Raw genomic sequence first — 25470 nt, 5'->3', positions numbered from 1 at the left:
CAAGAGCGCGGACGTGCCACTAAACTAAACGTTGGATCCGGCTGCAGTCCGTGGCGGCTGGTCCCTGTTGTGTACGGAATACCCGCTTCGGCGGTGGATTCCGGGACGGCACCCCCGGCAGTGAATTACTGATTCGGGCCTCACGGCACATCTCTAGGAGTTATTGTGGCACTTGAAGCCGCTGTAAAGCAGTCCATCATCAAGGATTTCGCAACGTCCGAGGGCGACACCGGTTCGCCGGAGGTCCAGGTTGCAGTCCTGACTCAGCGGATCAAGGATCTCACTGAGCACATGAAGGAGCACAAGCACGATTACCACACCCAGCGCGGTCTGCTGGCTATGGTTGGTCGTCGCAAGCGCATGCTCACCTACCTCAAGAACACTGACATCACCCGCTACCGTAAGCTCATCGAGCGCCTCGGCCTGCGTCGCTAGTCAGCTTTAAGGGGCGGCCCCTTCCGAACCGGAACGGGCCGCCTTCTTCAGGAAAAAACTAAACAGGAGGATCAACCGCATCACGCATTCGCGGTCCTCGGTAGTGATCCCCGGGAACGGCCTCAAGGAATGAGTCCCGGCCCGTGGGTCTCGATCGATGACCGGGTGCAGTGCAGGCCAGTAGACAGATGCTGGACTGGGTTGATGCGGCTGGGCTCCGTGAACCATGAAACGGAGGTGACTCTCTATGGAGGGTCCCGAAATCCAGTTCTCAGAAGCAGTTATTGACAATGGCCGCTTCGGCAAGCGTGTAATCCGCTTTGAAACCGGCCGCCTTGCCAAGCAGGCAGCCGGCGCAGCGATGGTCTACATCGATGAAGAGACCGCGCTGCTGTCCGCAACCACCGCCGGCAAGCACCCGCGTGAAGGTTTCGACTTCTTCCCGCTGACCGTCGACGTCGAAGAGCGCATGTACGCCGCCGGCCGCATCCCGGGCTCGTTCTTCCGCCGCGAAGGCCGTCCCTCCACGGAAGCCATCCTGGCCTGCCGCCTCATGGACCGCCCGCTGCGCCCCGCGTTCGTCAAGGGCCTGCGCAACGAGGTCCAGATCGTCGTCACCGTGCTGTCCATCAACCCGGACGAGCTCTACGACGTCGTCGCGATCAACGCGTCCTCGATGTCCACCCAGCTTTCCGGCCTGCCCTTCTCCGGCCCGATCGGCGGCGTCCGCGTTGCCCTCGTTGCCGACGAGAACGGCTCGCAGTGGGTTGCGTTCCCGAAGCACTCCCAGCTCGAGAACGCCGTCTTCAACATGGTCGTTGCCGGCCGCATCGCCGGTGACGACGTCGCCATCATGATGGTTGAAGCCGAAGCCACCGACAACTCCTGGAACCTCATCAAGGAACAGGGCGCCACCGCCCCGACCGAAGAGGTTGTTTCCGAAGGCCTCGAGGCTGCCAAGCCGTTCATCAAGGCCCTTTGCGAAGCACAGTCCGACCTGGCAGCCCGCGCCGCCAAGCCGACCGTCGAGTTCCCGGTCTTCCTGGACTACCAGGACGACGTCTACGCCGCTGTGGAGTCCGCTGCCGCCGAGAAGCTGGCCGCTGTCTTCCAGATCGCCGACAAGCAGGAACGCGACACCGCTTCCGACGAGCTCAAGGACGAGGTCACCTCTTCCCTGGCTGGCCAATTCGAAGGCCGCGAGAAGGAGCTGTCCGCAGCCTTCCGCTCCGTCACCAAGCAGGTTGTGCGCCAGCGCATCCTCAAGGACCAGATCCGCATCGACGGCCGCGGCCTGACGGACATCCGCCAGCTCACCGCCGAGGTTGAGGTTCTGCCCCGCGTCCACGGCTCGGCCATCTTCGAACGCGGCGAGACCCAGATCATGGGTGTCACCACGCTGAACATGCTCAAGATGGAACAGCAGATCGATTCGCTGTCTCCGGTGACGCGCAAGCGCTACATGCACAACTACAACTTCCCGCCGTACTCCACCGGCGAGACCGGCCGCGTCGGTTCCCCGAAGCGCCGCGAAATCGGCCACGGTGCCCTCGCAGAGCGCGCCATCATGCCGGTGCTGCCCTCCCGCGAGGAATTCCCCTACGCCATCCGCCAGGTGTCTGAGGCTCTCAGCTCCAACGGTTCGACGTCGATGGGTTCCGTCTGCGCCTCCACGCTGTCCCTGCTCAACGCAGGTGTGCCGCTGAAGGCTGCTGTTGCCGGTATCGCCATGGGCCTGGTCTCTGACCAGGTTGACGGCCAGACCCGCTACGCCGCCCTGACCGATATCCTCGGCGCCGAAGATGCCTTCGGCGACATGGACTTCAAGGTTGCCGGTACCTCCGAGTTCGTCACGGCCATCCAGCTGGACACGAAGCTCGACGGCATCCCGGCCTCGGTCCTGGCCGCCGCCCTGAAGCAGGCCCGCGAAGCGCGCCTGCACATCCTGGACGTTCTGAACTCCGCGATCGACACTCCGGACGAGCTCTCCGAGTTCGCGCCGCGCGTCATCGCGGTCAAGATCCCGGTAGACAAGATCGGCGAGGTCATCGGCCCGAAGGGCAAGATGATCAACCAGATCCAGGAAGACACCGGAGCCGACATCTCGATCGAGGACGACGGAACTGTCTACATCGGCGCCACCAACGGCCCGTCTGCCGACGCAGCACGGTCCGCGATCAACGCCATCGCCAACCCGCAGATCCCGGAAATCGGTGAGCGCTACCTGGGCACGGTCGTCAAGACCACCACCTTCGGCGCCTTCGTTTCCCTGACCCCGGGCAAGGACGGCCTCCTGCACATCTCCGAGCTGCGCAAGATTGCCGGCGGCAAGCGCGTGGACAACGTCGAGGACGTCGTCTCCGTGGGCCAGAAGATCCAGGTGGAAATCACCAAGATCGACGACCGCGGCAAGCTTTCCCTCTCACCCGTAGTGGCTGAGGGTGCAGGCTCCGAGAACGCAGACAACGCTGAGGTCTCCGAGGAGTCCGCAGAGTAGTCTCTCCTGCATCAAAGAGCGGGGCCGGTGGATCAACCACCGGCCCCGCTGCTGTTTAAAGGTAGGATGGCAGGCAGATTTGGCACGTGTTCAATGAAAGGCCTTGATGACTGTCGTTCCCCTGCCGCTAGAGCAGAACCAGCACGCTGACACCCTGATCCACGGAGCCGACGGCGGTTCCGAGGTGCGACGCTCGGTCCTGCCCGGCGGCGTCCGCGTGCTGACCGAAGCGATGCCCGGCCAGCGCTCTGCCACGATCGGTTTCTGGGTCGGGGTGGGCTCCCGTGACGAGGCCCCCGGCCAGCACGGCTCCACGCACTTTTTGGAGCATCTGCTCTTCAAGGGCACCAAGCGCCGCACCGCGCTGGAGATCGCCTCGGCCTTCGATGAGGTCGGTGGGGAATCGAACGCCGCCACCGCGAAGGAGAGCACCTGCTACTTCGCCCGCGTGCTGGACAGTGACCTTCCCATGGCGATCGACGTCATCGCCGACATGATCACTGGTGCCGTCCTGGACCCGCAGGAGATGGAGCAGGAGCGGGACGTCATCCTCGAGGAAATCGCCATGGACAGCGACGACCCCACAGACGTCGCGCACGAGAACTTCGTCGCCGCCGTGCTGGGAATGCACCCGCTGGGCCGCCCCATCGGCGGCACCCCGGCAGCCATCCGGGCCGTGGCGCGGGATTCGGTGTGGGACCACTACCGCCGCTACTACCGTCCCGACGAGCTCGTGGTCACCGCGGCCGGCGGGCTGGACCACGACGTCGTCTGCGGGCTCGTGGTGGATGCCCTGCACTCCGCCGGCTGGAATCTTGAGCCCGCTGCCGCCCCCGTGCAGCGCCGCTCCACCGAGCGTGCGGCCATCACCGGTACGGCCGGCCTGCATGTGGTCAAGCGCCAGGTGGAGCAGGCCAACATCATTATGGGCTGCCCCTCGCTGGTCGCCACGGACGACCGCCGCTTTGTCATGAGCGTGCTCAACGCCGTCCTCGGCGGCGGGATGTCCTCCCGGCTCTTCCAGGAGGTGCGGGAGAAGCGCGGCCTCGTCTACTCGACCTACTCTTTCGCCTCCTCCTACGCCGACGCCGGCTACTTCGGCATGTACGCCGGATGCACGCCGTCGAAGGTCCGGCAGGTCATAGGGCTGCTCGGCGCCGAACTCGACAAGCTGGCGGCGGACGGCATCTCCGACGAAGAGCTTCGGAAGGCCGTGGGGCAGCTGTGCGGCGGAATCGTGCTGGCGCTTGAGGACACCGGTTCCCGGATGTCCCGGCTGGGCCGCGCGGAACTGGTGTCCGGCGAGTACCAGGACATTGATGAAACCCTCCGCCAGATCAAGGCCGTCACAGCGTCGGAGGTCCAGGAGCTCGCCCGTGAGCTCGCGGCGGCGCCGCGGACTGTCACGGTGGTCGGCCCGTTCGAGGAAACCGAGACGTTTGGGCTCTTAGCCTAGACACCACAGCAGGCACGGCGTCATGATGGTGGCGGGGTCACTCGGGAGGAACTCCATATGGGAGAAACTGTGGACCGGCCACTGCCAGGCAGTGCATGCGCGGCGCTTGAGGTTTTTCTGGGGCATTGGACGGGGACCACGCACTGGGAGGCAACCGCGTGGGGTCCGGCGCGCAGCGCCGATACCGAGATCATCTTTTCCCGTGCGGCCGCCGGGCTTGCCGTGACCCAGAGCTACCGGCATTCGGATGCGGACGGGACCCGGGCCGAAGGCCATGGGGTCTTCACGACGGACCCGGACCATCCCGACACGTTCTGGTACCACGTCAACAGCTTGGGGCTGCCGCCCGAGGGGCCCGCGCGCGCCAGCATGGAAGGCGGCACCCTGACCGTGGAACGGCGCAGCGACCGCGGCACCGCGCGGCACACCTTCCGGGTGGACGACGACGAGCTGACGCACACCGCCGGTCTCCGCCTGGGCAAGGCGAGCGACTTCATGCCCTTCATGACCACCGTGTGCCGTCGCGTCGCTGAGGGCGCGTCTATCCCGGCGTAAGTCATCAGCCCTGCGTGAGGCTTCGCGCTCGGCAAGATTTTCTTCTCTGGTGTGGCTGGGTATTCAGGCGTGGGGTTCAGGCTCGCGCTCTCAGGATGCCGCCTCCAGAATCCGGGTCTTTGGCGCCCCCTCAAGGGCCGGGGCCAAGTCGGCGGAGTTCCAGACCTTGGCCTGGAGATTGGCCAACAAGGCTTCCGCCTGCCCACGCTGCTCGAAATCCAGCTCGACCACCACATAGTGCGGGTCGTCCACCGGGCGGCCGATGCGGTACGTAGTGACTCCCGACGCCGCACGGTTCACCGGATCACGGTCGAACGCCGCCTTCCACATTCCAAAATCCTTGATCTTATGCTCGATCTGCAAGGTAAACATGGCGCTCTCCTGATTGCTGCTGTCGCCTGCCGTTGGGATATTCCACACTCTAGGACCGGCAGGGTCCACGCGATACCCCAGAATTCCGGCGCCCGCCGTCCGGGATTCAGTGCCGGACGTGCTGCGCCTAGCCGCCCGCGAACGGCGGCAGCACGTCCACGACGTCGGCAGGCTCGAGCGCCGCGGCGTGGTCACGCACCGCAACCTCGTTGAGCAGGAAGCTGGAGCGGGACAGGATGCGGGCCAGCGGCGGCGTACCGGCCGGCGGTTCGGGGCGCTCGACGGCGAGGATCGCCTGGAGCAGCGAGGCGAGGGTGTCGCCGTCGGCTAGCTCGTAGCTTTCCTCATCCACACCGGCGGCAGCGCGCGCTGCAGCGAAGTAGCGTACGTTCACGAAAAAATCAGCCTCCGATGGCGCTCATGCTGCGGTCCGGCTGGACGAAGTCGGCGGAGCCGAGTCCCACATGGTCCATGCCGTGGGCCTTGGGCTTGATCCACATGGCATCCTGCCAGCGTTCGGCGAGCTGTTCGTCGCCTGCGCCCTCGCGCAGCAGCCCCAGCAGGTCCACTTCCTCGCGTGAGAACAGGCAGCTCATGATCTTGCCCTCGGCGGTGATGCGCGTGCGGCGGCAGTCTGAGCAGAACGGCTCCGTGACGGAGGCGATGATGCCCACCGTGCCGAGGACAGGGCCGGTGGCCCGGTCGGTGCCGGGAACGCGGGCCCGGACTTCGAACCGTTCAGCCGGGGCGCCGTCGCGGTCCCGCGGGTCGGAACTGAGGACGTAGTCGGTGGAGAGCAGTTCGCGGATCTCCGCGGCGGTGATCATGTTCCGTCGGGTCCAGCCGTGGTCCGCGTCCAGCGGCATCTGCTCGATGAAGCGCAGTTCATAACCGCGGCCCAGTGCCCAGGCTAGCAGGGCCGGGGACTCGGCGTCATTGATCCCGCGCATGAGCACGGCGTTGAGCTTGACCGGGCCCAGGCCTGCAGCCCAGGCGGCGTCAACGCCGGCGAGGACCTTGTTCAGGAAGGGGCGGCGGGTCAGTTGGGTGAAGGTTTCCTCATGGAGGGAGTCCAGCGAAACGTTGATCCTGGTGAGTCCCGCGGCCTTGAGCCCGGCGGCCTTCTTGTCCAGGCCGACGCCGTTGGTGGTCATTGAGATCGGCAGCCCGGGGTGGGCCTGGCGGAGCACGGCGATGATCTCCAGCAGGTCCGCGCGCACCAGCGGCTCGCCGCCGGTTAGCCGCAGTTCGCGTACGCCGAGCATGTCGACGCCGATCCGCACGATCCGGACGATTTCGTCCGCGGACATCACCGCCTGCTTGGACAACCACTCCAGGCCCTCGGCCGGCATGCAATAGGTGCAGCGCAGATTGCACTTGTCCGTCAGTGAGAGGCGCATGTCCGTGGCACGGCGGCCGTAGCGATCCACGAGCCCGGCGGGCAGGCCCTCCGGGCGCCCGGGCAGTGCGGCCGCAAGAGGCATGCCGACTCCTGGACTGCCTGCCTCGCGGGGCTGGGGCATACCCAGTTGAACTGTCATACAGTCAGGCTACGCCACGTCGCTGCCCACGTCACAGCCGCATGGCGGCACGGATATTACGTATTCGGGAAGGATGCCCTGCGGGGATCCGGAGCCCTGCCCGCGGAGCAGCCGCGAACCTATGCTGGAAGCGTGAACAAGACCCAGCCGGCCACGGACGCAACAGAGTTCCGGCGCATCCTCCTCGTCGAAGACGAGCCGACCATCGCCGCAGTGGTCCGCGACTACCTCGTCCAGGCGGGATTCCAGGTGGTCCTCGCCGCCGACGGGTTTACGGCCCTGCGCCTCGCGGCCGAACGCCGCCCGGACCTGGTGCTGCTGGACCGGATGCTGCCGGGCCTGGACGGCGTGGAAGTCTGCCGCCGGCTCCGTGCGGCACACAGTGTCCCGGTCATCATGCTCACCGCACTCGGGACGGAGGACGACCGGATCCTTGGCCTGGAAGCCGGCGCGGACGACTACGTCACCAAGCCGTTCTCACCCCGTGAGCTGGTTCTGCGGGTCCGCTCGGTCCTCCGCCGAAGCATTCCCGAATTTAGCCCGGAGCCCTCCGTCGAAGTGGGCGGCTTCGACCTCAGCCCGGCCGCGCGCACCGTCTCCCGCCATGGCAGGCCCTTGGCGCTGACAGCCCGGGAGTTCGACCTGCTGGCCTTCATGCTCCGCCGTCCCCGTCAGGTCTTCAGCCGCGAGGAACTCATGAAGGCCGTCTGGGGCTGGGACTACGGGGACCTGTCCACGGTGACGGTCCACGTGCGGAGGCTGCGGGAGAAGATCGAGGACGATCCCACCCGCCCCTCCGTGCTGAAAACGGTCTGGGGCGTTGGCTACCGGCTGGACCCCAGCGACGAGGAGGAGTCCGCCGGTGCAGACCTCTGAACTCCTGACCATCATCGGCTGGGCCGTGGCGTGGGGAGCCGTGATCGGGGCCGCGTCACTGCTCATCCTGAAATCGCTGCGCAGGGCATCCTTCGCCGTCCAGATCTGTGTGGTGGTGCTCGCCGCCGTGGCGGTCCTGACGGCCGGAATGGTCAGCGCCTTCAACGCCATGTTCATCTCCGCACGTGACCTCGAGGTCATGTGGTACGTCCTGGCTGTTGCCTCGGCGGTGGCTGTTTCGATCGCCCTCGTGCTGGGATCAAGGGTGTCGCGGAACGCCAAGGCGCTGGCCGACGCCGCCCGGAGTATCGGCCGCGGCGAGAGCCCCGGGATCCAGTCCCCGGTGATGAGCCACGAACTTGCCGCCCTCGCCGCCGAGCTCGAATCCAGCAGCCGAATGCTGGAAGCATCCCGGCAGCGCGAGACCGCCGTCGAGAACGCCCGCCGCGAACTGGTCAGCTGGATTTCCCACGATCTCCGGACGCCGCTGGCGAGCATGCGGGCCATGACCGAGGCCCTGGAGGACGGCATGGCGTCGGACGTTCCCGGCTATTACCGCAAGATCATCGCCCAGACCGACCTCATGGCCGGCATGGTCAACGACCTCCTGGAGCTGTCGAAGATCCACGCCGGAACGATGCGGCTCAAGGCCGAACCGTTGGACCTCTACGACCTCGCCAGCGACGCGATTGCCGATCTCGCCGCACTGGCGCAGCAGCACGGCATTACGCTCGACGGCGGCGGCCGGCGGGAAAGCCTGGCCCTCGCCGACGGCCCCTCGATGGGGCGCGCCATCCGGAATGTGGTGCTCAACGCGATTGTCCACAGCGCACCCGGTTCCCGCGTCACGGTGGAAGTCGGCCGGGAAGGGGATCGGGCCGTCGTCGCGGTCACCGACGGCTGCGGCGGGATCCCCGAAGCAGACCTCCCGCATGTGTTCGAGACCGGCTGGCAGAAGGACCCGGCCCGGCGGCAGCCCGGCCGTTGGTCCGCCGGGGACGACGGTGTTGGGATCGACGGCGACCTGGTGCCCAGGTCGGTTGAGCCGGCAGGCGCCATGCGCTACAGCGGCGCCGGGCTCGGCCTGAGCATTGTTGCAGGAATAGTCAGCGCCCATCAGGGCACGGTCACGGTGGAAAACGTCGACGGCGGATGCCGGTTCTCACTGCTGCTCCCTGGCCAGGGATCTGGCGCCCAAGAGTCAGTAGCGGACGAACAGCTCCGGGCAGGACGGGCACAGTGAACAGTGGCGTTGGCTTTGACGGACAGGGGAAGGAAATGGACGGGACACTCGCTGGCAAGGACCACGAACAAGGAGGAACGCAGGGGCAACGGGGACGGACCCGGCAACCGCAGGACCCGCAACTACAGGCCCCGCAACAGGGCACCCACCAGCAGCCCACCCAGCAGCAGCGCACCCAACAGCAGCGGGCGCGGGACCTGTGGGCCGGCGGGGCCGGACTGGTGGCCGTGGGGACCGCGGTGGTGCTCGGTGAGCTCACCGCCAGCCTGGTGAGCCCTACGGTTTCTCCGGTGACGGCCGTGGGCGGAGCCGTGATCGACACCGTCCCGCCGGGTGTCAAGGAATGGGTTATCTCCGTGTTCGGCACGGCAGACAAGGTGGCACTGCTGGTCGGCATGGCGCTGGTCATCGCCGCACTCGCGGCCTTGTCCGGTGTCCTGGAAGTGCGGCGCCGCTCCGCCGGGGTGATTCTCATCGCGGTGTTCGGCGCGGTAGGCCTCGTGGCCGTGCTGAGCCGGCCCGATCTGACCGCCAACGCCATCCCCGTCCCGGTGCTCGTGGCACTGGTGGGCATCGCATTGTTGCGGTGGCTCATCCGGAAACTGTTGGAGTGGAAACCCGCCGCAGGCGGAACCCCTGCGGCGGAGCCCGCCGCGACGGAAGCCGCCTCGACGGAAGCCCCGGCTGCGGCGGAGTCCGCCTCGACGGAAGCCCCGGCGCAGCCTGAGGACGCTACCGCCAATGAACCCGGGCCTGCCCGCCGCCGCTTCCTGCTGGCCTTGGGCGGGACGGCCGGGGTTGCCGCCGTGGCCGGTGTGCTCGCCTCCACCCTTAGGGGAGCGGCCGCCGTCGTCACTGAGGTGCGCAGCAGGCTGGTCCTCCCCGCGCCCGCCGCGCCGGCGCCGCCGGTACCCGCCGGTGCCGAGATCCGGCTGGACGGCCTGGGCCCGCTCGTGACGCCGAACAAGGATTTCTACCGGATCGACACCGCCCTGCGTGTGCCACTGCTGGAGCCGGACAAGTGGACGTTGAGGGTCACGGGCCTGGTGGAGCGCGAGATCGAACTCGACTTCGCCACCCTCCTGTCCAAACCCCTGACGGAACGCTACGTGACCATCGCCTGCGTTTCCAACGAGGTGGGCGGGGACCTGATCGGCAACGCCCGCTGGCTCGGTTGGCCCGTCCGCGAGCTGCTCGCCATGGCCGGTCCCAAGCCGGGGGCGGACATGGTCCTCTCCCGCAGCACGGACGGCTGGACCGCCGGGACTCCGCTCGAGGCCCTTACGGACAGCAGGGACGCGCTGCTGGTCGTGGGAATGAACGGTGAACCGCTCCCGCTGGAGCACGGGTTCCCGGTCCGGCTGATCGTGCCGGGACTGTACGGCTACGTCTCGGCCACCAAGTGGGTCACCGAGCTCAAGGTGACCCGTTATGCCGACGACGTCGCCTACTGGACGCCCCGCGGCTGGAGCGAGCGCGGGCCCATCAAGACCTCGTCCCGCATCGACGTGCCGCGCGACGGGACCAGCGTGAGGGCCGGGACCGTGGTGTTCGGCGGCGTCGCGTGGGCCCAACACACGGGCATCGGCAAGGTGGAGTTGCGGGCCAACGGCGGCGACTGGCATCAGGCCGAGCTGGCCCCGGGCATTTCCAAGGACACCTGGTACCAGTGGAAGCTGGGCCCGCCGCTGACTCCGGGCCGGTACGAGGTCCAGGTCCGGGCCACCACCCTCGACGGCGTTCCGCAAGTCGAGGAGTCGGCCCCCGTCGCGCCGAGCGGGGCCACCGGCTACCACACGATTAGAGTGGAAGTGAAGTCCTAGCGAGCCGAGCAAAGGTCAGGAAACGCATGCACCGCACCGAGACAAGGCACGTTAGCGTTCAAGCGCACCGGGACAAGGTGCTCGCCCTGCTGGCCCCGCTCCGCACCGAGGAACGAGTGGAACGGATCCCGCTGCTCGAGGCCTTGGGCCGGGGACTTGCCGCCGACATCCTGGCGCCGCTGGACCTTCCCCCCTTTGCCAACTCGCAGATGGACGGCTTCGCGATCCGCAGCGGCGACGTGCCCGACGGCGGCACGGAACTGCGCGTCGTCGCGCCCGTCCCGGCCGGTGCCGCACCGGCAGAACTGGCCGCTGGCACGGCAGCACCGATCATGACCGGCGCGATGATGCCGGCCGGGGCCGACGCCGTCGTACCCATTGAACAGGCCGTGCCCGATTCCTTCCCCGCACCCGGAGAGCCCGCCACGGTCCACCTTCCCCCCGCGGCTGCCGGAACGTTTGTGCGCGACGCCGGCAGCGACATCCGCTCCGGCGAGCTCGCCCTCGGCGCGGGGACCTTCCTCGGCCCCGGCCAGCTGGGACTGCTGGCGGCAATGGGCTACACGGATGTGCCCGTCCGTCCCGCCCTTCGGGTCCTCCTGGTCACCACCGGCGACGAAGTCGTGGAACCGGGCAACCCGCTGGGACCGGGCAAGATCTTTGACTCCAACGGCACGCTGCTCGAGTCCTCCATGCGCCAGGCCGGGCTCCGGGTCACACGGACCGGCGTCTCCACTGACCAGCCGGATGAGCTCGCCGCGTTGCTGCGCCGCCATGGTCCCGCCGTCGACCTGATCGTCACAACCGGTGGCGTCAGCAAAGGTGCCTATGAAGTGGTCCGGCAGGCAATGGCGGGACACGACGTCGAGTTCGGCGCCGTGGCGATGCAGCCGGGCGGCCCGCAGGGGATCGGCAGCTTCGACGGCGTCCCCGTGCTGGGGTTTCCCGGTAATCCGGTGAGCTGCCTCGTGTCCTTCGAGATGTTCCTTCGCCCGGTCCTCACGGAGCTGTTCGGCGCGCCGGCGCTCCGGCCCGCGGTCCGCGCGCGCCTCGCCGAACCGCTGACCTCCCCGCCGGGCAAGCACCAGGTCCGGCGCGGCACGCTGGCTCCAGACGGCACAGTCCGGTTGGAGGGCGGTGCGGGCTCGCACCTGGTCCATGCCCTGGCCCGCTCCAACGCCCTGGTTCACGTTCCTGAGGGGACGGCGGCGCTCGCTGCGGGCGATGAAGTGGAAGTATGGATCCTGTGAATGAAGCAGAAAACCCTGAAGCGGATGCCGCACCAGCGGATAACGCCGCGGCGGACCACCCCCGCCTGACCCACCTCCGCCACGACGGCACGGCCCAGATGGTGGATGTGTCCAACAAGGCGCAGTCCACGCGGGAAGCCACGGCAACCGCGACCGTCCGCAGCACGGCCGAGGTCCTTTCCCTCCTCGGCGGCGGCGAGCTCCCGAAGGGCGACGCACTGGCCGTCGCCCGCATCGCCGGAATCATGGCGGCCAAGAAGACGCCGGACCTCATCCCGCTGTGCCACCCGCTGCCCATCGCCAAGGTCACCATCGACTTTGAGCTCGACACCGACTCCGTGACGGTGTTTGCCACGGTCAAGACCCGCGGTGTCACCGGGGTCGAAATGGAAGCGCTGACCGCGGCGACGGTCGCGGCACTAAGCGTGTACGACATGATCAAGGCCGTGGACAAGCACGCGGTCCTGACCGATATCAAGGTGCTCGCCAAAAGCGGCGGCAAGAGCGGGGACTGGACCCTATGAACATGCCCGAACCGCACCGCCACGGCGACGCCACCGGCCGGAAGGCCGGCGTCGTGATCGCCTCCACCCGGGCGGCCGCCGGTATCTACGAGGACCTCACCGGTCCTGTCATCATCGATTGGCTCACCGAACACGGCTTTGAGCCGTTCCCTGCCATGGTGGTGCCGGACGGGGCGCCGGTGGGGGCCGCGCTCCGCGCCCTGTTGAGCCAGCAGCCGGCCGTCATCATCACCAGCGGCGGCACAGGGCTGAGTCCCACTGACGCTACGCCGGAGCAGACCCTGCCCCTGCTGGACCGGGAAATCCCAGGCATCATGGAGGGCATCCGGAGCGCCGGTGCAGCCAAAACGCCGATGGCCATGCTCAGCCGGGGCCACGCGGGCGCGGCCGGACAGACGTTTATCGTGAACCTCCCCGGATCCCCGAAGGGCGTGATGGACGGCCTGGGCGTGCTGGATCCCATTCTTGGACATCTTTGCGACCAGCTGGAAGGCAGCCATGGGCACTGAAACTGGATTTGAAATCGTTCACGCCGTGCTGAGCGCCGAGCCGATTTCCGTGGGGCAGGCCATCGCGGCGGTCGAGTCGGACACCGCAGGAGCGGTGGTCAGCTTCAGCGGCGTCGTGCGCAACCACGACGGCGGCAAGCAGGTTTCCCGGCTCAGCTACAGCGCCCACCCGACGGCGCACCAGGTAATGGCCGACGTCGTCGCCGGGCTCGTGGCCGAGCACTCGGTCCCGGCCGGCGGCGCCGAGGTCGTCGAGGAACTGCACCAGCCGGTGCGGATCTGGGCGGCCCACAGGATCGGCATGCTGGAGATCGGCGATCCTGCCCTGGTCTGCGCCGTCTCCGCAGCCCACCGCGGCCAGGCCTTCGAGGTCTGTGCCGAACTCGTGGACCGGATCAAGGCCCAGGTGCCGATCTGGAAGGAACAGTTTTTCGCCGACGGCACTGTGGAATGGGTCGGCGCCGGCGAGTAGGCAGCACCTGAGCCCGCGATCAGGAGGAAAGGACCCTGCGCCGGACCTCGGCCCGGTCGACCCCCAGTGCATCGAGGAGCGAGGCCGCCGGATCGTGTTCCTCGCGGTCCAGCAGGGACAGCAGAAGATTCGCGGTGGTGATCTGTCGTGACTTCTGGTCAATGGTGTACCGAAGCATGCCTTCCATGACGGACCGGGCACCTGAGCTGAAGGGCGGCTTTTTCCCCCGGCTGGGCATGGTGGCGCGTTCAAAGCCTTGGGCATCTATGCCGATTGACGCGAGTGCCGTACGATCAAGCGCCGCGGCCGCTGCCCTTGCCTGATCGAGCGTGACTCCAAGAAGGCCGGCCGGACCGGGATCGTGAAGCGCCCCCAGCAGCAGATGATCCGTGCCCAACCGCTTGTCGCCGCTATAGCGGGCCTCTTCCATTGCATAGCCGACGATCTTTCGGGTATCGCCGGCAAATCGTTCAAACATCGTTGATCTCACTCTCGGTATTTTGCGTGGACGGATTGCCGTGAGACACCCAGGGCGTCACCGATCTGCTCCCAGGTCCATCCCTGTTCTCTAGCAGCTCTTACCTGCGCTGCCTCGACCTGTTCTGCCAGGCGATGAAGGGCGCCGACCGCCCGTAGACCGACGGCGGGGTCAAGTGAATGAATATGCGCGGACAGGTCGTCAGTCTCCATGCCTGTCAGTTTAGATTGACAAATCCGGCTCGTCAATCCAGCCTGACAGGCGCGGGTTGGGCCTGTAACCCAAGGCCGCCGGTTCCTGAACGCAACGGCCCCGACGGTAGGGTTGATGGCATGACCGAACAACTCTCAGTAGCCGTGCTGGGCGCCAACGGGCGCATGGGCGCAGAGGCCGTGAAGGCCGTCGACGCCGCCGCGGACCTGACGCTCGTCGCGGCCCTTGGCCGCAACGACTCCCTCGACACGCTTGTCAGCTCCGGCGCGCAGATCGTGGTGGACCTGACCGTCCCCGAAAGCACCGAGGCGAACGTCCGCTTCGCCGTCGAGCACGGCATGCACGCCGTGGTGGGCACCACCGGCTGGGATGCCGACCGGCTCGCGGGGCTGGAGGAGCTCCTCGCCGACCGGCCCGGCGTCGGCGTCCTCATCGCCCCCAACTTCGCCCTCGGCTCGGTCCTGGCTTCCGCCTTCGCCGCCAAGGCGTCCAGGTACTTCGAATCCGTTGAAATCATTGAACTGCACCACCCTGACAAGGTGGATGCCCCCTCCGGCACGGCTGTGCGCACTGCGCAGCTGATCTCGGCCGAGCGCACCGCCGCTGGCGTGCCTTCCAGCCCGGACGCCACCACCACGGAGCTCGATGGCGCCCGCGGGAGCGACGTCGACGGCGTCCGCGTCCACAGCGTCCGTCTCAGCGGCCTCGTCGCTCACCAGGAGGTCCTGTTGGGCGGGCCGGGGGAGCAGCTGACGATTCGCCACGACTCCTTCGACCGTGCCTCCTTCATGCCCGGAGTGCTGATGGGGATCCGCAACGTCGCCGCACACCCCGGTCTCACTGTGGGGCTCGACGGCTACCTGGATCTGGGATTCTGAGTCCGATGTCCGCCGCCTTGACAGCCCTGAAAGCCAACCGCACCAAGATCTGGGTGGGGGCCGTCACCCTGCTGCTTGCGTTCTACCTGGTGGTGTCCCTTCAACGTTCCGTGCTCCTGATGTCGGACCCGAACCTCGTGGCGAAAGCGATCGGCGTCGCTTACCTGGTGCTGCCGGTCATCGGCGCCTGGGCACTGATCCGGGAGCTGCTGTTTGGCGCCCGCACCGAGCGGTTGGCTAAGATCCTCGAAGCCGAGGGCGGCCTGCCGGAGGACACGCTGCCGCGCACGCCCGCCGGCCGGATCATTCGCGAAGCCGCCGACCTCGAATTTGAGAAGTACCGTGCCGAGGCGGAAGCCGCCCCCGAGGACTGGCGTTCCTGGTTCCGGCTCAGCTGCGCCTACGATGCCGCCGGAGACCGCAAGCGGGCCCGCGCCTCGATGCGCGACGCGGTGCGGATGTTCCGCACCGGCGTGCAGAAGCCCTAGCCGGACCTAGCGGAAGCGGGCAGGCTGGCGGACCCGCCCGGACTGGTAGCTGCCCACCTGGTTGGCGGCGTGGGTCACCCACTCCAGCGGCCCGCGCCAGGCCAGCGCCGCGAAGGCCCCGCCGATCAGCAGCATGCCGGCGCCCTGCGCCCAGTACACGCCATCCACGGTCCAGCCGGGTGCCAGCGGCTGATCATGCAGGGCCGCCATGATGCACAGGTGAGCCGTGTAGAGGCTCAGCGTCAGGGCCCCGATTCCGCGGAGCGGGAGCAGTAGATCAAGCTCCAGCCATGTGCCCAGCCGCCCCAGCAGGAGGCACACGCCAATCACGGCGGCGGCGACCCCCGACGTGTGCAACAGATCCAGCGTGGTGCCCGAGTGCGGTGAACTGGTGGCCAGCCACCACGCTGAGCCCGACTGGTCGACGCCGGCAAGGTTGACCTGCAGCAGGCTCTCCAACGGGTAGGCGGGGTCGCCGATCCGCGCCTCCAGCGCGCGCCTGCCGCCCCAGTCCTCCATCGTGACGATCCCCAGCCACTTGGAAGTGGCGGCCACCACCGTTCCGGCGGCCAGCAGCAGGAAGGGCACTGCTGCCTTCGACAGCGCCATGCGGCCGATCGCCAGCCCCACGAGGAGATAGGCGATCCACTGCAGGACAGGGTAAAAGCCGGTGAGGAAGAGGTCGCCGAGCAGCCTCGCCGGTGTGGCCAGGTCCTCCCAGCCCGGGTTATGCCCCAGCCGCAGGGGCGGATCGGCGGAGAGCAGCCAGGGCCGCAGCAGGAAGGCCAGGACCGGAGCTGCCAGGATCCAGGCGCCTGCCAGCATGAGCAAGCGTTTCACCCCCAGCCCGACAAACGGCAGCACGCACAGGAACAAAAGCGCGTAGTGGACCAAAATGATGGCGATGTTGACTTCCAGTCCGCCCAGGGAGAGTCCGACGGCGCCGATCACGAGCGCTCGCAGGGCGATGCCCCGGCGGGCCGCCCACAGTTCGGGGCCATCGAGCGGCTGCTGCTTCCCCGTGGACCGGGCCAGACCGACGCCGGCCAGTACGGCGAACAGGGCGGAAGCCCGCCCTGAGAATGCCAGCCCGATCCACGTCGGCGTGAGCTGCGGGTCCGGCTCAAAGGTCGCCAGCACGTGCGTGGCCATCATCGCCAGCAAGGCAAGCCCGCGTGCGGCGTCGATGCCGACCAGCCGGGCGGCGGCGGACGTGCCCTTGACGGTCCGGGAAGCAGTGGTCAGTCCGCGCGCGGTCATCGTCTGATCGTCTCATGGTCGGCCGGGCCACAGCTCATCTTCGTGTCCGAACAAGCCTTGTGTTCGAATATATGTTCGAATACGATGAGCGCATGAACAACGCCTCAGAGCCCGCCTTCCTGAATCCGGAATTTCCAGGCCGGGATTCAAAAGGCCTGGATCCAACGGGCCCGGAACCAACAGGTCCGGAACGGAACAGTGCCCGGCCCGGCAGGCGGGCGGACGGCAGCGAGTCGGCGGCCGGCGTTCTCAAAGCCATGAGCCCGGGCGTCGTGGACTTCCTCTTCCGGCGCCTGGTCGCCGGCGAGCCCGCCGAGGACGTCCAGTGGGACAAGGAAGGCGCGGCGCTGGCAGTGCAGCCGCCGGGAGCGGAGCTGGCCCGGCGGCTGGCCGAGACGGACCTGGATGCCCTCACTCCAACAGAGTTGTTCCACTACGTGCGGGCGGCCCAGCGCCTTGCCGTCTGGGCCGAGGCCCTTCGCGAAACCGCCGTCGGGCGTTACTGCTCGGCGTCATCTGCGCCTTCCGGCGAAAGCGGAGGTGCCTAGGATGGCAGGGTGACTACTGGTTCAATCACTGGCTCAATCGCTGGCTCGATCACAGCGCTGACGCTGTCCGCCGTCCAATACGAGGCCCTGGATGGCGGTGTCGTGGCCAACGTGCCCGAACACATCCGGCTCATCGAAGACGCCGAGTCGCACGGAGCCCGGCTGGTCGTCTTTCCCGAGCTCTCACTGACGGGGTACCGGCTGGACCTGCTGGAGGGGCCGGGGGAGTGGCTGAGCGCGGCCGACGGGCGGCTGGACGGCATCAGGGAAATCTGCCGGCGCACCGGAATAACCGCCGTGGTCGGGGCTGCGTTCAAGGAGGAAGACGGCACGCCGCGACTGGCCTCCCTCGCAGTCCATCCTGCAGGCACCATCGAGACCAGCTTCAAGACCCACCTGCACGGTCCGGAGCAAGGTCTCTTCGTGGCCGGCAGCCACCCCGCCGTCCTTGAGATCGACGGCTGGAAGGTCGCCTTGGCAATCTGTTTCGACGCCGCCCGCCCCGGCCACGCGGAATGGGCCGCTGAAGCGGGCGCGGACATCTATGCCGTTTCCGCTCTCTACACTGCCGGGGAGGACCATCGGCTGGGTCTGCATCTTGGCGCCCGCGCCATGGACAACCGGATGTTCTCCGTTCTGGCGAACCTGGCAGGCGCCACGCCGCTCGGAGCCTCCTGCGGGCTGAGCGGCTTCTGGGGCCCTGACGGGCTTCCGTTCCGGCAGGCGGCCGGCACCGGCACCGAGGTGTTGACCGCGAGCCTCCAGTACAGCGTTCTGGCGCGGTTTCGGCGGACCTGAGTCCGGCCGGATGGCGGAAACGTGACGTGTGGACCGGCGAGTTTGACGTTCGTCACACCGTCGCCATTGTCCTTACATGCCGCGGACAAGGTAACGTTTTTCATATGGCTGACTCTGATATTCGCTCTTACACGTTCGGGACCCTCGTGACTGCCATGGTCACACCTTTCACCACGGACGGTGAGGTCGACTACCAGCAGTCGGCGGAACTGGCGAGCAAGCTCGTCGACGAGGGCAATGATGGCCTCGTTATCTCCGGCACCACGGGGGAGACCTCCACGCTGGAAGACGACGAAAAAGAGAAGCTCTTCCGCGTCATCGTCGAGGCCGTGGGCGACCGCGCCAAAGTTATCGCCGGAACCGGGACCAACCACACCTCGCACTCGATCGAGATGGCCAAGCGCGCCGCCAAGGCCGGAGCGCACGGCCAGCTGATCGTCACGCCGTATTACAACAAGCCAAGCCAGGCCGGCATTCAGGCGCACGTCGAGGCCGTGGCCGACGCCGCCGACCTCCCCGTCATGGTGTACGACATCCCCGGCCGCGCCGGCGTGCCCATCGAGCCAGAGACCATGATTCGGCTCGCCGATCACCCTAAGATCGTTGCGCTCAAGGACGCCAAGGCAGATTTCGCCGCCATCACGCGCGTTCTGGCCAACACCGATCTTGATGTCTACTCCGGCGATGACGGCCTGACCCTGCCGTGGATGGCTGCCGGCGCCGTCGGGGTGGTCAGCGTCTCCGCGCACGTCGCGTCGCGGCAGTTCCGCGCGTTGATCGATGCCGCACTTGCAGGCGATTTTGCTACCGCCCGCACCCTACATTTCGAACTGGACCCCGTGGTCCGCGCAGTGATGACCCACATTCAGGGTGCTGTCGCTGCCAAGCAGGTTCTTAAGTGGCAGGGAGTCCTGCCCAACTCGGTTGTCCGTTTGCCCCTCGTGGAGCCGGGCGAGGCCGAGATCGCAACCATCCGCGAGGATTTGGCGGAAGCGGGGATGGTCTTTTCCTGATCGGGAGACATTCCTGATCGTTAAGAACCAGTCCGGCCTCCGCCTGGAAAGTAGTGCACTATGACCCAAACCGCCCTTCCCGGCCTTGTCACGCCTCCCCGACTCCCGAAGAACACCCTGCGGATCGTGCCGCTCGGCGGACTCGGGGAAATCGGTCGCAACATGACCGTTTTCGAGATCGACGGCAAGCTTCTCATCGTTGACTGCGGGGTGCTCTTCCCCGAGGAGACCCAGCCCGGCGTCGACCTTATCCTGCCGGACTTCTCCTACATCGAGAACCGTCTCCAGGACATCGTCGCCGTCGTCCTGACCCACGGTCACGAAGACCACATCGGCGCCGTCCCCTACCTCCTGCGCCTGCGCGCCGACATTCCCATTGTCGGTTCGCAGCTCACGCTGGCCCTCATCGAGGCCAAGCTGCAGGAACACCGGATCAAGCCGAACACGAAGACCGTCGTCGAAGGCGAGGTCGAGAAGTTCGGCCCCTTCGAATGCGAGTTCGTCGCCGTCAACCACTCCATCCCGGACGCCCTGGCCGTGTTCATCCGCACCGCGGGCGGCACCGTCCTGCACACCGGTGACTTCAAGATGGACCAGCTGCCGCTGGATGGCCGCATCACCGACCTCCGGCACTTCGCCAAGCTGGGCGAAGAGGGCGTGGACCTGTTCATGTCGGATTCGACCAACGCCGACGTCCCGGGCTTCACCACCGCCGAGAAGGAAATCGGCCCCACGTTGGACCGGCTGTTCGGGCAGGCCTCCAAGCGCATCATCGTCGCCTCCTTCTCCTCGCACGTGCACCGCGTCCAGCAGGTCCTCGATGCCGCCGCAAACCACAACCGCAAGGTTGCCTTTGTGGGCCGCTCCATGGTCCGGAACATGGCCATCGCCGCGAAACTCGGCTACCTCGAGGTGCCGGCCGGGATCCTGGTTGACATTAAGAACATCGACAACCTGCCGGACAACCGGGTTGTGCTGATGTCCACCGGCTCCCAGGGTGAGCCCATGGCGGCCCTGTCCCGCATGGCCAACGGCGACCACCGCGTCGTCGTCGGCGACGGCGACACCGTCATCCTCGCGTCGAGCCTTATCCCGGGCAACGAAAACGCCGTCTTCCGCATCATCAACGGCCTGCTCAAGCTCGGCGCCGACGTCATCCACAAGGGCAACGCCAAGGTGCACGTCTCCGGCCACGCTGCCGCCGGCGAGCTGCTGTACTGCTACAACATCCTTGAGCCGCTCAACGCCATGCCGGTGCACGGCGAAACCCGCCACCTCATCGCCAACGGCAAGATCGCCCTCGAATCCGGCGTGCCGGAGGAAAGCATCCTGCTCGCGGACAACGGCACCGTGATCGACCTTCGCGATCACCAGGCCGACATCGTGGGCCAGGTCGAGGTTGGATTCGTCTACGTCGACGGCTCCAGCGTCGGCGAAGTCACGGAAGCGGACCTCAAGGACCGCCAGACGCTCGGCGATGAGGGCTTCATCTCCATCATCACAGTCATCCACCGCGCCACCGGCAAGGTGGTGTCCGGGCCCGAGATCCACGCCCGCGGCGTGGCCGAGGACGATTCCGTCTTCGACGAGATCATCCCCAAGATCAACGAGGCCCTCGAAGAGGCCGTGCTGAACCGCACGGACCACACCACGCACCAGTTGCAGCAGGTCGTCCGCCGCGTCGTCGGCACCTGGGTCAACCGCAAGCTGCGCCGCAAGCCCATGATCATCCCGGTGGTCCTTGAGGCGTAAGCCTCAGGTGGTTCACTGGGCGTAAGCCTCAGTTGGTTCACCGGGCGTAAGCCCCAGTTGGTTCACCGGGCGTAGGTCCTTCACACGTACCGGGCGCATGCCTGGTAAATGGCCTTCCCGGCCAACCGCAGCCTGAGGGCGGCGGGAGGCGGGGGAGGCCGTTTTTCCGTTGGGGCTGGCGGCAACATGATCCCGGACGCCCTGGAAATTCGGGGTTTTCGGCCCGGCATCCGGTACCGTGGCGGGTATGGCGACTCGTACTTCTTCCGCGCCTAGAGGAAACTCAAGCGGCAAATCAGGCAGTTCTCCCGGCCGGGGGTCCAGTCCCGCCGCATCCAAATCCGCCCGGCAGCGGGGAACCGCGGGCGGAACCACTGGAACAGCGCGGACCCGACAGCTGGCCGTTGTTGAGCCGCACCAGCCCTGGGTTGTCCGGGTGGTGGCCGGTGCATGGCTGGGCATCGCCCACGTCTTCGGCGCCGGCATCCGGCGGGTCGGCCACGACGTCAGCGACCTCGCTCCGGAGGACCGCCGCGACGGTGCCGCATTGTTCAACCTGGCCCTGGGAGTCTTCGTTGCCACCTTCGCGTGGTGGGGATTCACGGGCTGGTTGCCCGACCTCATCTTTGCGATCGTCAACGGCACTTTCGGCTGGATGTCCCTGCTGCTGCCGCTCATGCTGTTCGTGTGCGCGTTCCGCCTGTTCCGCCAGCCCGACGACGGCCGCGGCAACAACCGGATTGGCATCGGCTTCCTCATCATGACGTTCGCCGGTTCTGGCCTGGCCCACATCATCGGCGGCCAGCCGACGGTCGCCGACGGTTTCGACGGCCTCCGCAGGGCCGGCGGCATGCTCGGGTACCTCGCCGCCGCCCCGCTCGCTGCCCTGCACACCGCCGTCCCCGTCGCGGTGTACGGCCTGCTGGCCTTCACTTCGCTGCTGATCGTCACCGCCACCCCCTTCGGCGCCATTCCCGGCCGACTGCGGGACGCGTACGAGCACCTGATGGGCATCGACCTGCAGGACGACGAGGCCGGCGACCGCCACGACCGCAGCTACCTGTACGAGAACGACGCCCCGGCCCCGCCGAAGAAGAAGCGGAAGCGTCTCTTCGGCAAGGACCACGACGACGAGTCCGGCCTGGAAGGCTACGTAGGCGACGAAGCCTTCGAGCGCGCCGTGATCGACGACGACGAGGAGCCGCCCGCCAAGGGTGCGAAGGGCGCGAAAGCGCCCTCTGGCGTCGCGCCCGGCGTCCGCCGTCCCACCCAGGCCGAGATCGCCGTCGAAAAGATCAAGGCCGCCCAAGGCCTCGGCACCGCGGGGTCCGTTGGCGAGGACGCCACGGAGGCCATCCCGCTGGTCACCCCAGGGATGGTGGCCGCGGGATCGCTCAACCCCGCCGCCGCCGCGGCCGCCGCCAAGGTCCCCTCCAACCCGGTGGCGCCCGCACCGCTGCCCACTCCGATTCCGCAGCGCACCGAACAGCTCTCCCTGGCCGGCGACGTCACCTACACCCTGCCGGCGTCGGACGTGCTGACGCCCGGTTCCATCCCCAAGGAACGCACCGAGGCCAACGACGCGATTGTCGCCTCGCTCACCGAGACCCTCAACCAGTTCAACGTGGAGGCGCAGGTCACCGGCTTCAGCCGTGGCCCCACCGTGACCCGCTACGAAATCGAACTGTCCCCGGGCACCAAGGTGGAGCGGGTCACCGCCCTGTCCAAGAACATCTCCTATGCGGTCGCCAGCTCGGATGTGCGCATCCTGAGCCCCATCCCGGGCAAGTCCGCGATCGGCATCGAAATCCCCAACACGGACCGCGAAACCGTGTCCTTGGGCGACGTGCTCCGCAGCCAGAACGCCCGCCGCACCGACCACCCCATGGTCATGGGGGTCGGCAAGGACGTCGAGGGCGGCTATGTCGTGGCCAACCTGGCCAAGATGCCGCACCTGCTCGTGGCCGGTGCCACCGGAGCCGGCAAGTCCTCGTTCGTGAACTCGATGATCACCTCGATCCTGATGCGGGCCACCCCGGACGAGGTCCGCATGGTCATGGTGGACCCGAAGCGCGTGGAGCTCACGGCCTATGAAGGGGTCCCGCACCTCATCACGCCGATCATCACCAACCCGAAAAAGGCGGCCGAGGCCCTGCAGTGGGTGGTCCGGGAAATGGACGCCCGCTATGACGACCTCGCCAACTACGGCTTCAAGCACATCGACGACTTCAACAAGGCCGTCCGGGCCGGCAAGGTCCACCCGCCGGTCGATTCCAAACGCGTCATCAAGCCGTACCCGTACCTGCTGGTGATCGTGGACGAACTCGCCGACCTCATGATGGTGGCCCCGCGCGACGTCGAAGACTCGATTGTCCGCATCACCCAGCTGGCCCGCGCGGCGGGCATCCACCTGGTCCTGGCCACCCAGCGTCCGTCAGTCGACGTCGTGACCGGCCTGATCAAGGCGAACGTGCCCTCCCGCATGGCCTTCGCCACCTCCTCCGTCACCGACTCCCGGGTGGTCCTGGACCAGCCGGGCGCCGAAAAACTCATCGGCCAGGGTGATGCCCTGTTCCTGCCGATGGGAGCCTCCAAGGCGATGCGTGTCCAGGGCGCCTGGGTCACCGAGTCCGAGATCCACAAGGTGGTCGAGCACGTCAAGGGCCAGCTCAAGGCCGTCTACCGCGACGACGTCGCGCCCGAGGCGCAGAAGAAGCAGATCGACGACGACATCGGGGACGACCTCGAGGTCCTGCTCCAGGCCACCGAGCTTGTCGTCACCACCCAGTTCGGTTCCACCTCGATGCTGCAGCGCAAGCTCCGGGTCGGCTTCGCGAAGGCCGGCCGCCTCATGGACCTGCTCGAGTCCAGGGGAGTTGTGGGACCCTCCGAAGGTTCCAAGGCGCGCGACGTGCTGGTCAAGCCGGACGACCTCGCCGCCGTGCTGGCCGCGATGAAGGGCCAAGACGGCCCGGTGGCCGCTGACTCGCAGACCGCGGCCCTGAGCGATAACGCCAACGCGAACATCGCCCAGGGCGGTTACGCGGAGGACCTCGTGGCGGCCGACCTGGAGAACCGCACCCAGCCGATCGACTACCACGACGGCGCCGATGGCGGCTCCAGCGACGAAGACGGCTCAGAGGACGCCTGGTCGCTCACCGGACGGTAGCGTGCGAAGACGGTAGCCTAGGAAGGTGAATAGCGCCGAAGCCAATGCCGGATCTGCCTCGCGGATCTGGAACCTGCCGAATGTCCTCACGATGCTGCGGATAGTGCTGGTGCCGTTCTTCGTCTGGTTCCTCATCCTCGACGCCCCGGGACTGCAGGCCCAGAACGGCGTCTGGCGCTGGGCGGCCGCCGCCGTTTTCGCGGTGGCCATCTATACGGACAAGCTCGACGGCGACATCGCCCGGTCCCGCGGCCTCGTTACCGACTTTGGCAAGATTGCGGACCCGATCGCCGACAAGCTTCTGATCGGCTCCGCGCTGGTGATGCTCTCGCTGCTCCAGGAACTGCCGTGGTGGGTCACCATCCTGATCCTGGTCCGGGAGTGGGGCATCACCGCGCTGAGGTTCTTCGTTATCCGCTACGGCGTAATCCCGGCCTCGCGCGGCGGCAAGCTTAAGACCGTGGTGCAGACAGTGGCCATCTTCCTCTACATCCTTCCGCTGTCGTCCATTGCCCCGTGGCTGGGCGTTGTGGCGTTCGTCGTGATGATGGCTGCGCTGGCCATCACCCTGTGGACCGGCGGCGAATACGTCATTGAGGCCCTCAAGCTGCGGGCCGCCGGCATTAGGGCCGAGAAGGCACGGGTAAGGGAGAACAAGCCATGAACCATGCGGAGCCAGACCTTCACCCCAGTCCTCATCCCAAGCTGCACCCCAACCTGCACCGTCTGGCGGAGCAGGCCGTCACCGGCGCCCTCGGCCGCGGGATGACAGCCGCCACCGCCGAATCCCTCACGGCCGGGATGGTCACCGCCATGCTGGCCGACACGCCCGGCGCCTCCGGGATGTTGCAGGGCGGCGTGGTGTCCTACGCCAACAAGGTCAAGGCCGACGTCCTGGGCGTCCCCGGCGAGCTGCTCGACGCCGTCGGCTCCGTGGACGGAGAAGTCGCCGCGGCCATGGCCGACGGCGCGCGCCGCATCTGCGGCGCCGATGTCGGCGTGTCCACCACCGGTGTGGCCGGGCCCGAAGGACACGACGGCAAAGCGGTGGGCACGGTCTTTATCGGCATCGCCACGGCGGGAGGATCGACGTCGTACCCCTATTCCTTTGAAGGGAGCCGCGCCGAGATCCGCGCACTCGCGTGCGGCGCCGCCTTGGAACGCCTGCTGGAAGCCCTATCTTCCGAAGGCTACCGGGCGTAAAGTTGCCGGGAACAAAAGTTGATTCCGAATAGTTGTTACATTGTGTCGCTTCCAAATAAGGGAGGCGCCTAGGATGAAATCATCAGCAGAGTCCGCCCCACCGGCGGACTCGACAGT

At 67.2% G+C, this 25470-nt stretch carries 25 protein-coding genes; 20 read left to right on the top strand and 5 right to left on the bottom strand.

Annotation, left to right across the window (positions count from 1 at the left end):
* The first annotated feature begins 165 nt into the window (after window positions 1-165).
* The 4 genes from rpsO to BLS42_RS03175 all read left to right on the top strand — a co-directional run bounded on the left by rpsO (window position 166) and on the right by BLS42_RS03175 (window position 4943).
* Window positions 166-435, top strand: a complete 270-nt coding sequence (rpsO, locus tag BLS42_RS03190; RefSeq protein ID WP_018774485.1) for a 30S ribosomal protein S15 — start codon at window positions 166-168, stop codon at window positions 433-435.
* A gap of 247 nt (window positions 436-682) precedes the next feature.
* Window positions 683-2932, top strand: coding sequence for a polyribonucleotide nucleotidyltransferase (locus tag BLS42_RS03185; protein ID WP_090576352.1), 2250 nt, complete (start codon window positions 683-685; stop codon window positions 2930-2932).
* Window positions 2933-3038: 106 nt separating this feature from the next.
* On the top strand, window positions 3039-4388 hold the full coding sequence (locus tag BLS42_RS03180) for a M16 family metallopeptidase (RefSeq protein WP_090576349.1): 1350 nt from the start codon (window positions 3039-3041) through the stop codon (window positions 4386-4388).
* Window positions 4389-4445: 57 nt separating this feature from the next.
* On the top strand, window positions 4446-4943 hold the full coding sequence (locus tag BLS42_RS03175) for a DUF1579 domain-containing protein (RefSeq protein ID WP_090576346.1): 498 nt from the start codon (window positions 4446-4448) through the stop codon (window positions 4941-4943).
* Window positions 4944-5033: 90 nt separating this feature from the next.
* Here BLS42_RS03175 and BLS42_RS03170 read toward each other — a convergent pair whose 3' ends face one another.
* The 3 genes from BLS42_RS03170 to moaA all read right to left on the bottom strand — a co-directional run bounded on the left by BLS42_RS03170 (window position 5034) and on the right by moaA (window position 6856).
* Window positions 5034-5315, bottom strand: a complete 282-nt coding sequence (locus tag BLS42_RS03170; RefSeq protein WP_090576343.1) for a hypothetical protein — start codon at window positions 5313-5315, stop codon at window positions 5034-5036.
* 127 nt (window positions 5316-5442) lie between these two features.
* Window positions 5443-5709, bottom strand: a complete 267-nt coding sequence (locus BLS42_RS03165; RefSeq protein WP_090576340.1) for a MoaD/ThiS family protein — start codon at window positions 5707-5709, stop codon at window positions 5443-5445.
* 7 nt (window positions 5710-5716) lie between these two features.
* Window positions 5717-6856, bottom strand: coding sequence for a GTP 3',8-cyclase MoaA (moaA, locus tag BLS42_RS03160; RefSeq protein ID WP_176803140.1), 1140 nt, complete (start codon window positions 6854-6856; stop codon window positions 5717-5719).
* A gap of 132 nt (window positions 6857-6988) precedes the next feature.
* Between moaA and BLS42_RS03155 the strand changes: the two genes are divergently transcribed.
* Genes BLS42_RS03155 through BLS42_RS03125 form a run of 7 tightly spaced genes read left to right on the top strand, consistent with a single transcriptional unit; the run spans window position 6989 to window position 13553 of the window.
* Window positions 6989-7732 carry a response regulator transcription factor gene (locus BLS42_RS03155; protein ID WP_090576334.1) on the top strand — a complete coding sequence of 248 codons (744 nt, stop codon included), beginning with the start codon at window positions 6989-6991 and terminating at the stop codon, window positions 7730-7732.
* Entirely contained in the window at window positions 7719-8975 is a 1257-nt protein-coding gene (locus BLS42_RS03150) for a sensor histidine kinase (protein WP_256336214.1), read from the top strand. Before BLS42_RS03155 ends, BLS42_RS03150 begins: the two co-directional genes overlap by 14 nt.
* A gap of 35 nt (window positions 8976-9010) precedes the next feature.
* The gene (locus tag BLS42_RS03145; RefSeq protein ID WP_090577068.1) at window positions 9011-10798 is read left to right on the top strand and encodes a molybdopterin-dependent oxidoreductase; all 1788 of its coding nucleotides are present in this window, start codon (window positions 9011-9013) and stop codon (window positions 10796-10798) included.
* A 26-nt stretch (window positions 10799-10824) separates the two neighbouring features.
* The gene (gene glp / locus BLS42_RS03140; RefSeq protein ID WP_090576331.1) at window positions 10825-12048 is read left to right on the top strand and encodes a molybdopterin molybdotransferase MoeA; all 1224 of its coding nucleotides are present in this window, start codon (window positions 10825-10827) and stop codon (window positions 12046-12048) included.
* The gene (moaC, locus tag BLS42_RS03135; protein ID WP_371129499.1) at window positions 12036-12572 is read left to right on the top strand and encodes a cyclic pyranopterin monophosphate synthase MoaC; all 537 of its coding nucleotides are present in this window, start codon (window positions 12036-12038) and stop codon (window positions 12570-12572) included. Before glp ends, moaC begins: the two co-directional genes overlap by 13 nt.
* Window positions 12569-13081 (top strand): MogA/MoaB family molybdenum cofactor biosynthesis protein, encoded by a 513-nt coding sequence (locus BLS42_RS03130; RefSeq protein WP_090576328.1) that lies wholly within the window; start codon window positions 12569-12571, stop codon window positions 13079-13081. The genes moaC and BLS42_RS03130 overlap by 4 nt, the downstream gene beginning before the upstream one ends.
* The gene (locus BLS42_RS03125) at window positions 13071-13553 is read left to right on the top strand and encodes a molybdenum cofactor biosynthesis protein MoaE (RefSeq protein ID WP_090576325.1); all 483 of its coding nucleotides are present in this window, start codon (window positions 13071-13073) and stop codon (window positions 13551-13553) included. The genes BLS42_RS03130 and BLS42_RS03125 overlap by 11 nt, the downstream gene beginning before the upstream one ends.
* 19 nt (window positions 13554-13572) lie before the next feature.
* Here BLS42_RS03125 and BLS42_RS03120 read toward each other — a convergent pair whose 3' ends face one another.
* On the bottom strand, window positions 13573-14031 hold the full coding sequence (locus tag BLS42_RS03120; protein ID WP_090576322.1) for a Clp protease N-terminal domain-containing protein: 459 nt from the start codon (window positions 14029-14031) through the stop codon (window positions 13573-13575).
* Between the two features lie 332 nt (window positions 14032-14363).
* Between BLS42_RS03120 and dapB the strand changes: the two genes are divergently transcribed.
* Both dapB and BLS42_RS03105 read left to right on the top strand, forming a co-directional pair.
* The gene (gene dapB, locus BLS42_RS03110; protein WP_090576315.1) at window positions 14364-15122 is read left to right on the top strand and encodes a 4-hydroxy-tetrahydrodipicolinate reductase; all 759 of its coding nucleotides are present in this window, start codon (window positions 14364-14366) and stop codon (window positions 15120-15122) included.
* A gap of 5 nt (window positions 15123-15127) precedes the next feature.
* Window positions 15128-15610 carry a hypothetical protein gene (locus tag BLS42_RS03105; protein ID WP_090576312.1) on the top strand — a complete coding sequence of 161 codons (483 nt, stop codon included), beginning with the start codon at window positions 15128-15130 and terminating at the stop codon, window positions 15608-15610.
* Window positions 15611-15616: 6 nt separating this feature from the next.
* Here the strand turns inward: BLS42_RS03105 and BLS42_RS03100 are convergent, their stop codons facing one another.
* Window positions 15617-16870: a heparan-alpha-glucosaminide N-acetyltransferase domain-containing protein gene (locus tag BLS42_RS03100; RefSeq protein ID WP_090576308.1), complete on the bottom strand. Its 1254-nt coding sequence runs from the start codon at window positions 16868-16870 to the stop codon at window positions 15617-15619.
* 92 nt (window positions 16871-16962) lie between these two features.
* Here BLS42_RS03100 and BLS42_RS20470 point away from each other — a divergent pair, with 92 nt between their 5' ends.
* The 7 genes from BLS42_RS20470 to BLS42_RS03065 all read left to right on the top strand — a co-directional run bounded on the left by BLS42_RS20470 (window position 16963) and on the right by BLS42_RS03065 (window position 25353).
* On the top strand, window positions 16963-17418 hold the full coding sequence (locus BLS42_RS20470; protein WP_256336213.1) for a hypothetical protein: 456 nt from the start codon (window positions 16963-16965) through the stop codon (window positions 17416-17418).
* A 9-nt stretch (window positions 17419-17427) separates the two neighbouring features.
* Entirely contained in the window at window positions 17428-18216 is a 789-nt protein-coding gene (locus BLS42_RS03090) for a carbon-nitrogen hydrolase family protein (RefSeq protein WP_256336212.1), read from the top strand.
* A 104-nt stretch (window positions 18217-18320) separates the two neighbouring features.
* Window positions 18321-19229: a 4-hydroxy-tetrahydrodipicolinate synthase gene (dapA, locus tag BLS42_RS03085; RefSeq protein ID WP_090576305.1), complete on the top strand. Its 909-nt coding sequence runs from the start codon at window positions 18321-18323 to the stop codon at window positions 19227-19229.
* A gap of 60 nt (window positions 19230-19289) precedes the next feature.
* A complete protein-coding gene (locus BLS42_RS03080) occupies window positions 19290-20981 on the top strand; it encodes a ribonuclease J (RefSeq protein WP_090576302.1) in 1692 nt (563 codons plus the stop codon).
* 247 nt (window positions 20982-21228) lie between these two features.
* Window positions 21229-24150 carry an FtsK/SpoIIIE family DNA translocase gene (locus BLS42_RS03075; RefSeq protein WP_090577058.1) on the top strand — a complete coding sequence of 974 codons (2922 nt, stop codon included), beginning with the start codon at window positions 21229-21231 and terminating at the stop codon, window positions 24148-24150.
* Between the two features lie 91 nt (window positions 24151-24241).
* Window positions 24242-24814, top strand: a complete 573-nt coding sequence (gene pgsA, locus BLS42_RS03070; protein ID WP_371129510.1) for a CDP-diacylglycerol--glycerol-3-phosphate 3-phosphatidyltransferase — start codon at window positions 24242-24244, stop codon at window positions 24812-24814.
* A complete protein-coding gene (locus tag BLS42_RS03065) occupies window positions 24811-25353 on the top strand; it encodes a CinA family protein (RefSeq protein WP_090576296.1) in 543 nt (180 codons plus the stop codon). Before pgsA ends, BLS42_RS03065 begins: the two co-directional genes overlap by 4 nt.
* Window positions 25354-25470: the final 117 nt, after the last annotated feature.

This window comes from Arthrobacter sp. ov407 (assembly GCF_900102895.1).
Taxonomy (GTDB): domain Bacteria; phylum Actinomycetota; class Actinomycetes; order Actinomycetales; family Micrococcaceae; genus Arthrobacter.
Note: the sequence above shows the minus strand (reverse complement) of the source record. Positions and strands in the feature narration are given on the sequence as shown.

Coding starts and splice junctions, on each gene's coding strand:
- BLS42_RS03185 (WP_090576352.1), top strand. CDS start 683: ATGGAGGGTCCCGAAATCCAGTTCTCAGAAGCAGTTATTGACAATGGC.
- BLS42_RS03180 (WP_090576349.1), top strand. CDS start 3,039: ATGACTGTCGTTCCCCTGCCGCTAGAGCAGAACCAGCACGCTGACACC.
- BLS42_RS03175 (WP_090576346.1), top strand. CDS start 4,446: ATGGGAGAAACTGTGGACCGGCCACTGCCAGGCAGTGCATGCGCGGCG.
- BLS42_RS03170 (WP_090576343.1), bottom strand. CDS start 5,315: ATGTTTACCTTGCAGATCGAGCATAAGATCAAGGATTTTGGAATGTGG.
- moaA (WP_176803140.1), bottom strand. CDS start 6,856: ATGACAGTTCAACTGGGTATGCCCCAGCCCCGCGAGGCAGGCAGTCCA.
- BLS42_RS03145 (WP_090577068.1), top strand. CDS start 9,011: ATGGACGGGACACTCGCTGGCAAGGACCACGAACAAGGAGGAACGCAG.
- glp (WP_090576331.1), top strand. CDS start 10,825: ATGCACCGCACCGAGACAAGGCACGTTAGCGTTCAAGCGCACCGGGAC.
- moaC (WP_371129499.1), top strand. CDS start 12,036: ATGGATCCTGTGAATGAAGCAGAAAACCCTGAAGCGGATGCCGCACCA.
- BLS42_RS03130 (WP_090576328.1), top strand. CDS start 12,569: ATGAACATGCCCGAACCGCACCGCCACGGCGACGCCACCGGCCGGAAG.
- BLS42_RS03125 (WP_090576325.1), top strand. CDS start 13,071: ATGGGCACTGAAACTGGATTTGAAATCGTTCACGCCGTGCTGAGCGCC.
- BLS42_RS03120 (WP_090576322.1), bottom strand. CDS start 14,031: ATGTTTGAACGATTTGCCGGCGATACCCGAAAGATCGTCGGCTATGCA.
- dapB (WP_090576315.1), top strand. CDS start 14,364: ATGACCGAACAACTCTCAGTAGCCGTGCTGGGCGCCAACGGGCGCATG.
- BLS42_RS03105 (WP_090576312.1), top strand. CDS start 15,128: ATGTCCGCCGCCTTGACAGCCCTGAAAGCCAACCGCACCAAGATCTGG.
- BLS42_RS03100 (WP_090576308.1), bottom strand. CDS start 16,870: ATGACCGCGCGCGGACTGACCACTGCTTCCCGGACCGTCAAGGGCACG.
- BLS42_RS20470 (WP_256336213.1), top strand. CDS start 16,963: ATGAACAACGCCTCAGAGCCCGCCTTCCTGAATCCGGAATTTCCAGGC.
- dapA (WP_090576305.1), top strand. CDS start 18,321: ATGGCTGACTCTGATATTCGCTCTTACACGTTCGGGACCCTCGTGACT.
- BLS42_RS03080 (WP_090576302.1), top strand. CDS start 19,290: ATGACCCAAACCGCCCTTCCCGGCCTTGTCACGCCTCCCCGACTCCCG.
- BLS42_RS03075 (WP_090577058.1), top strand. CDS start 21,229: ATGGCGACTCGTACTTCTTCCGCGCCTAGAGGAAACTCAAGCGGCAAA.
- pgsA (WP_371129510.1), top strand. CDS start 24,242: ATGCTGCGGATAGTGCTGGTGCCGTTCTTCGTCTGGTTCCTCATCCTC.
- BLS42_RS03065 (WP_090576296.1), top strand. CDS start 24,811: ATGAACCATGCGGAGCCAGACCTTCACCCCAGTCCTCATCCCAAGCTG.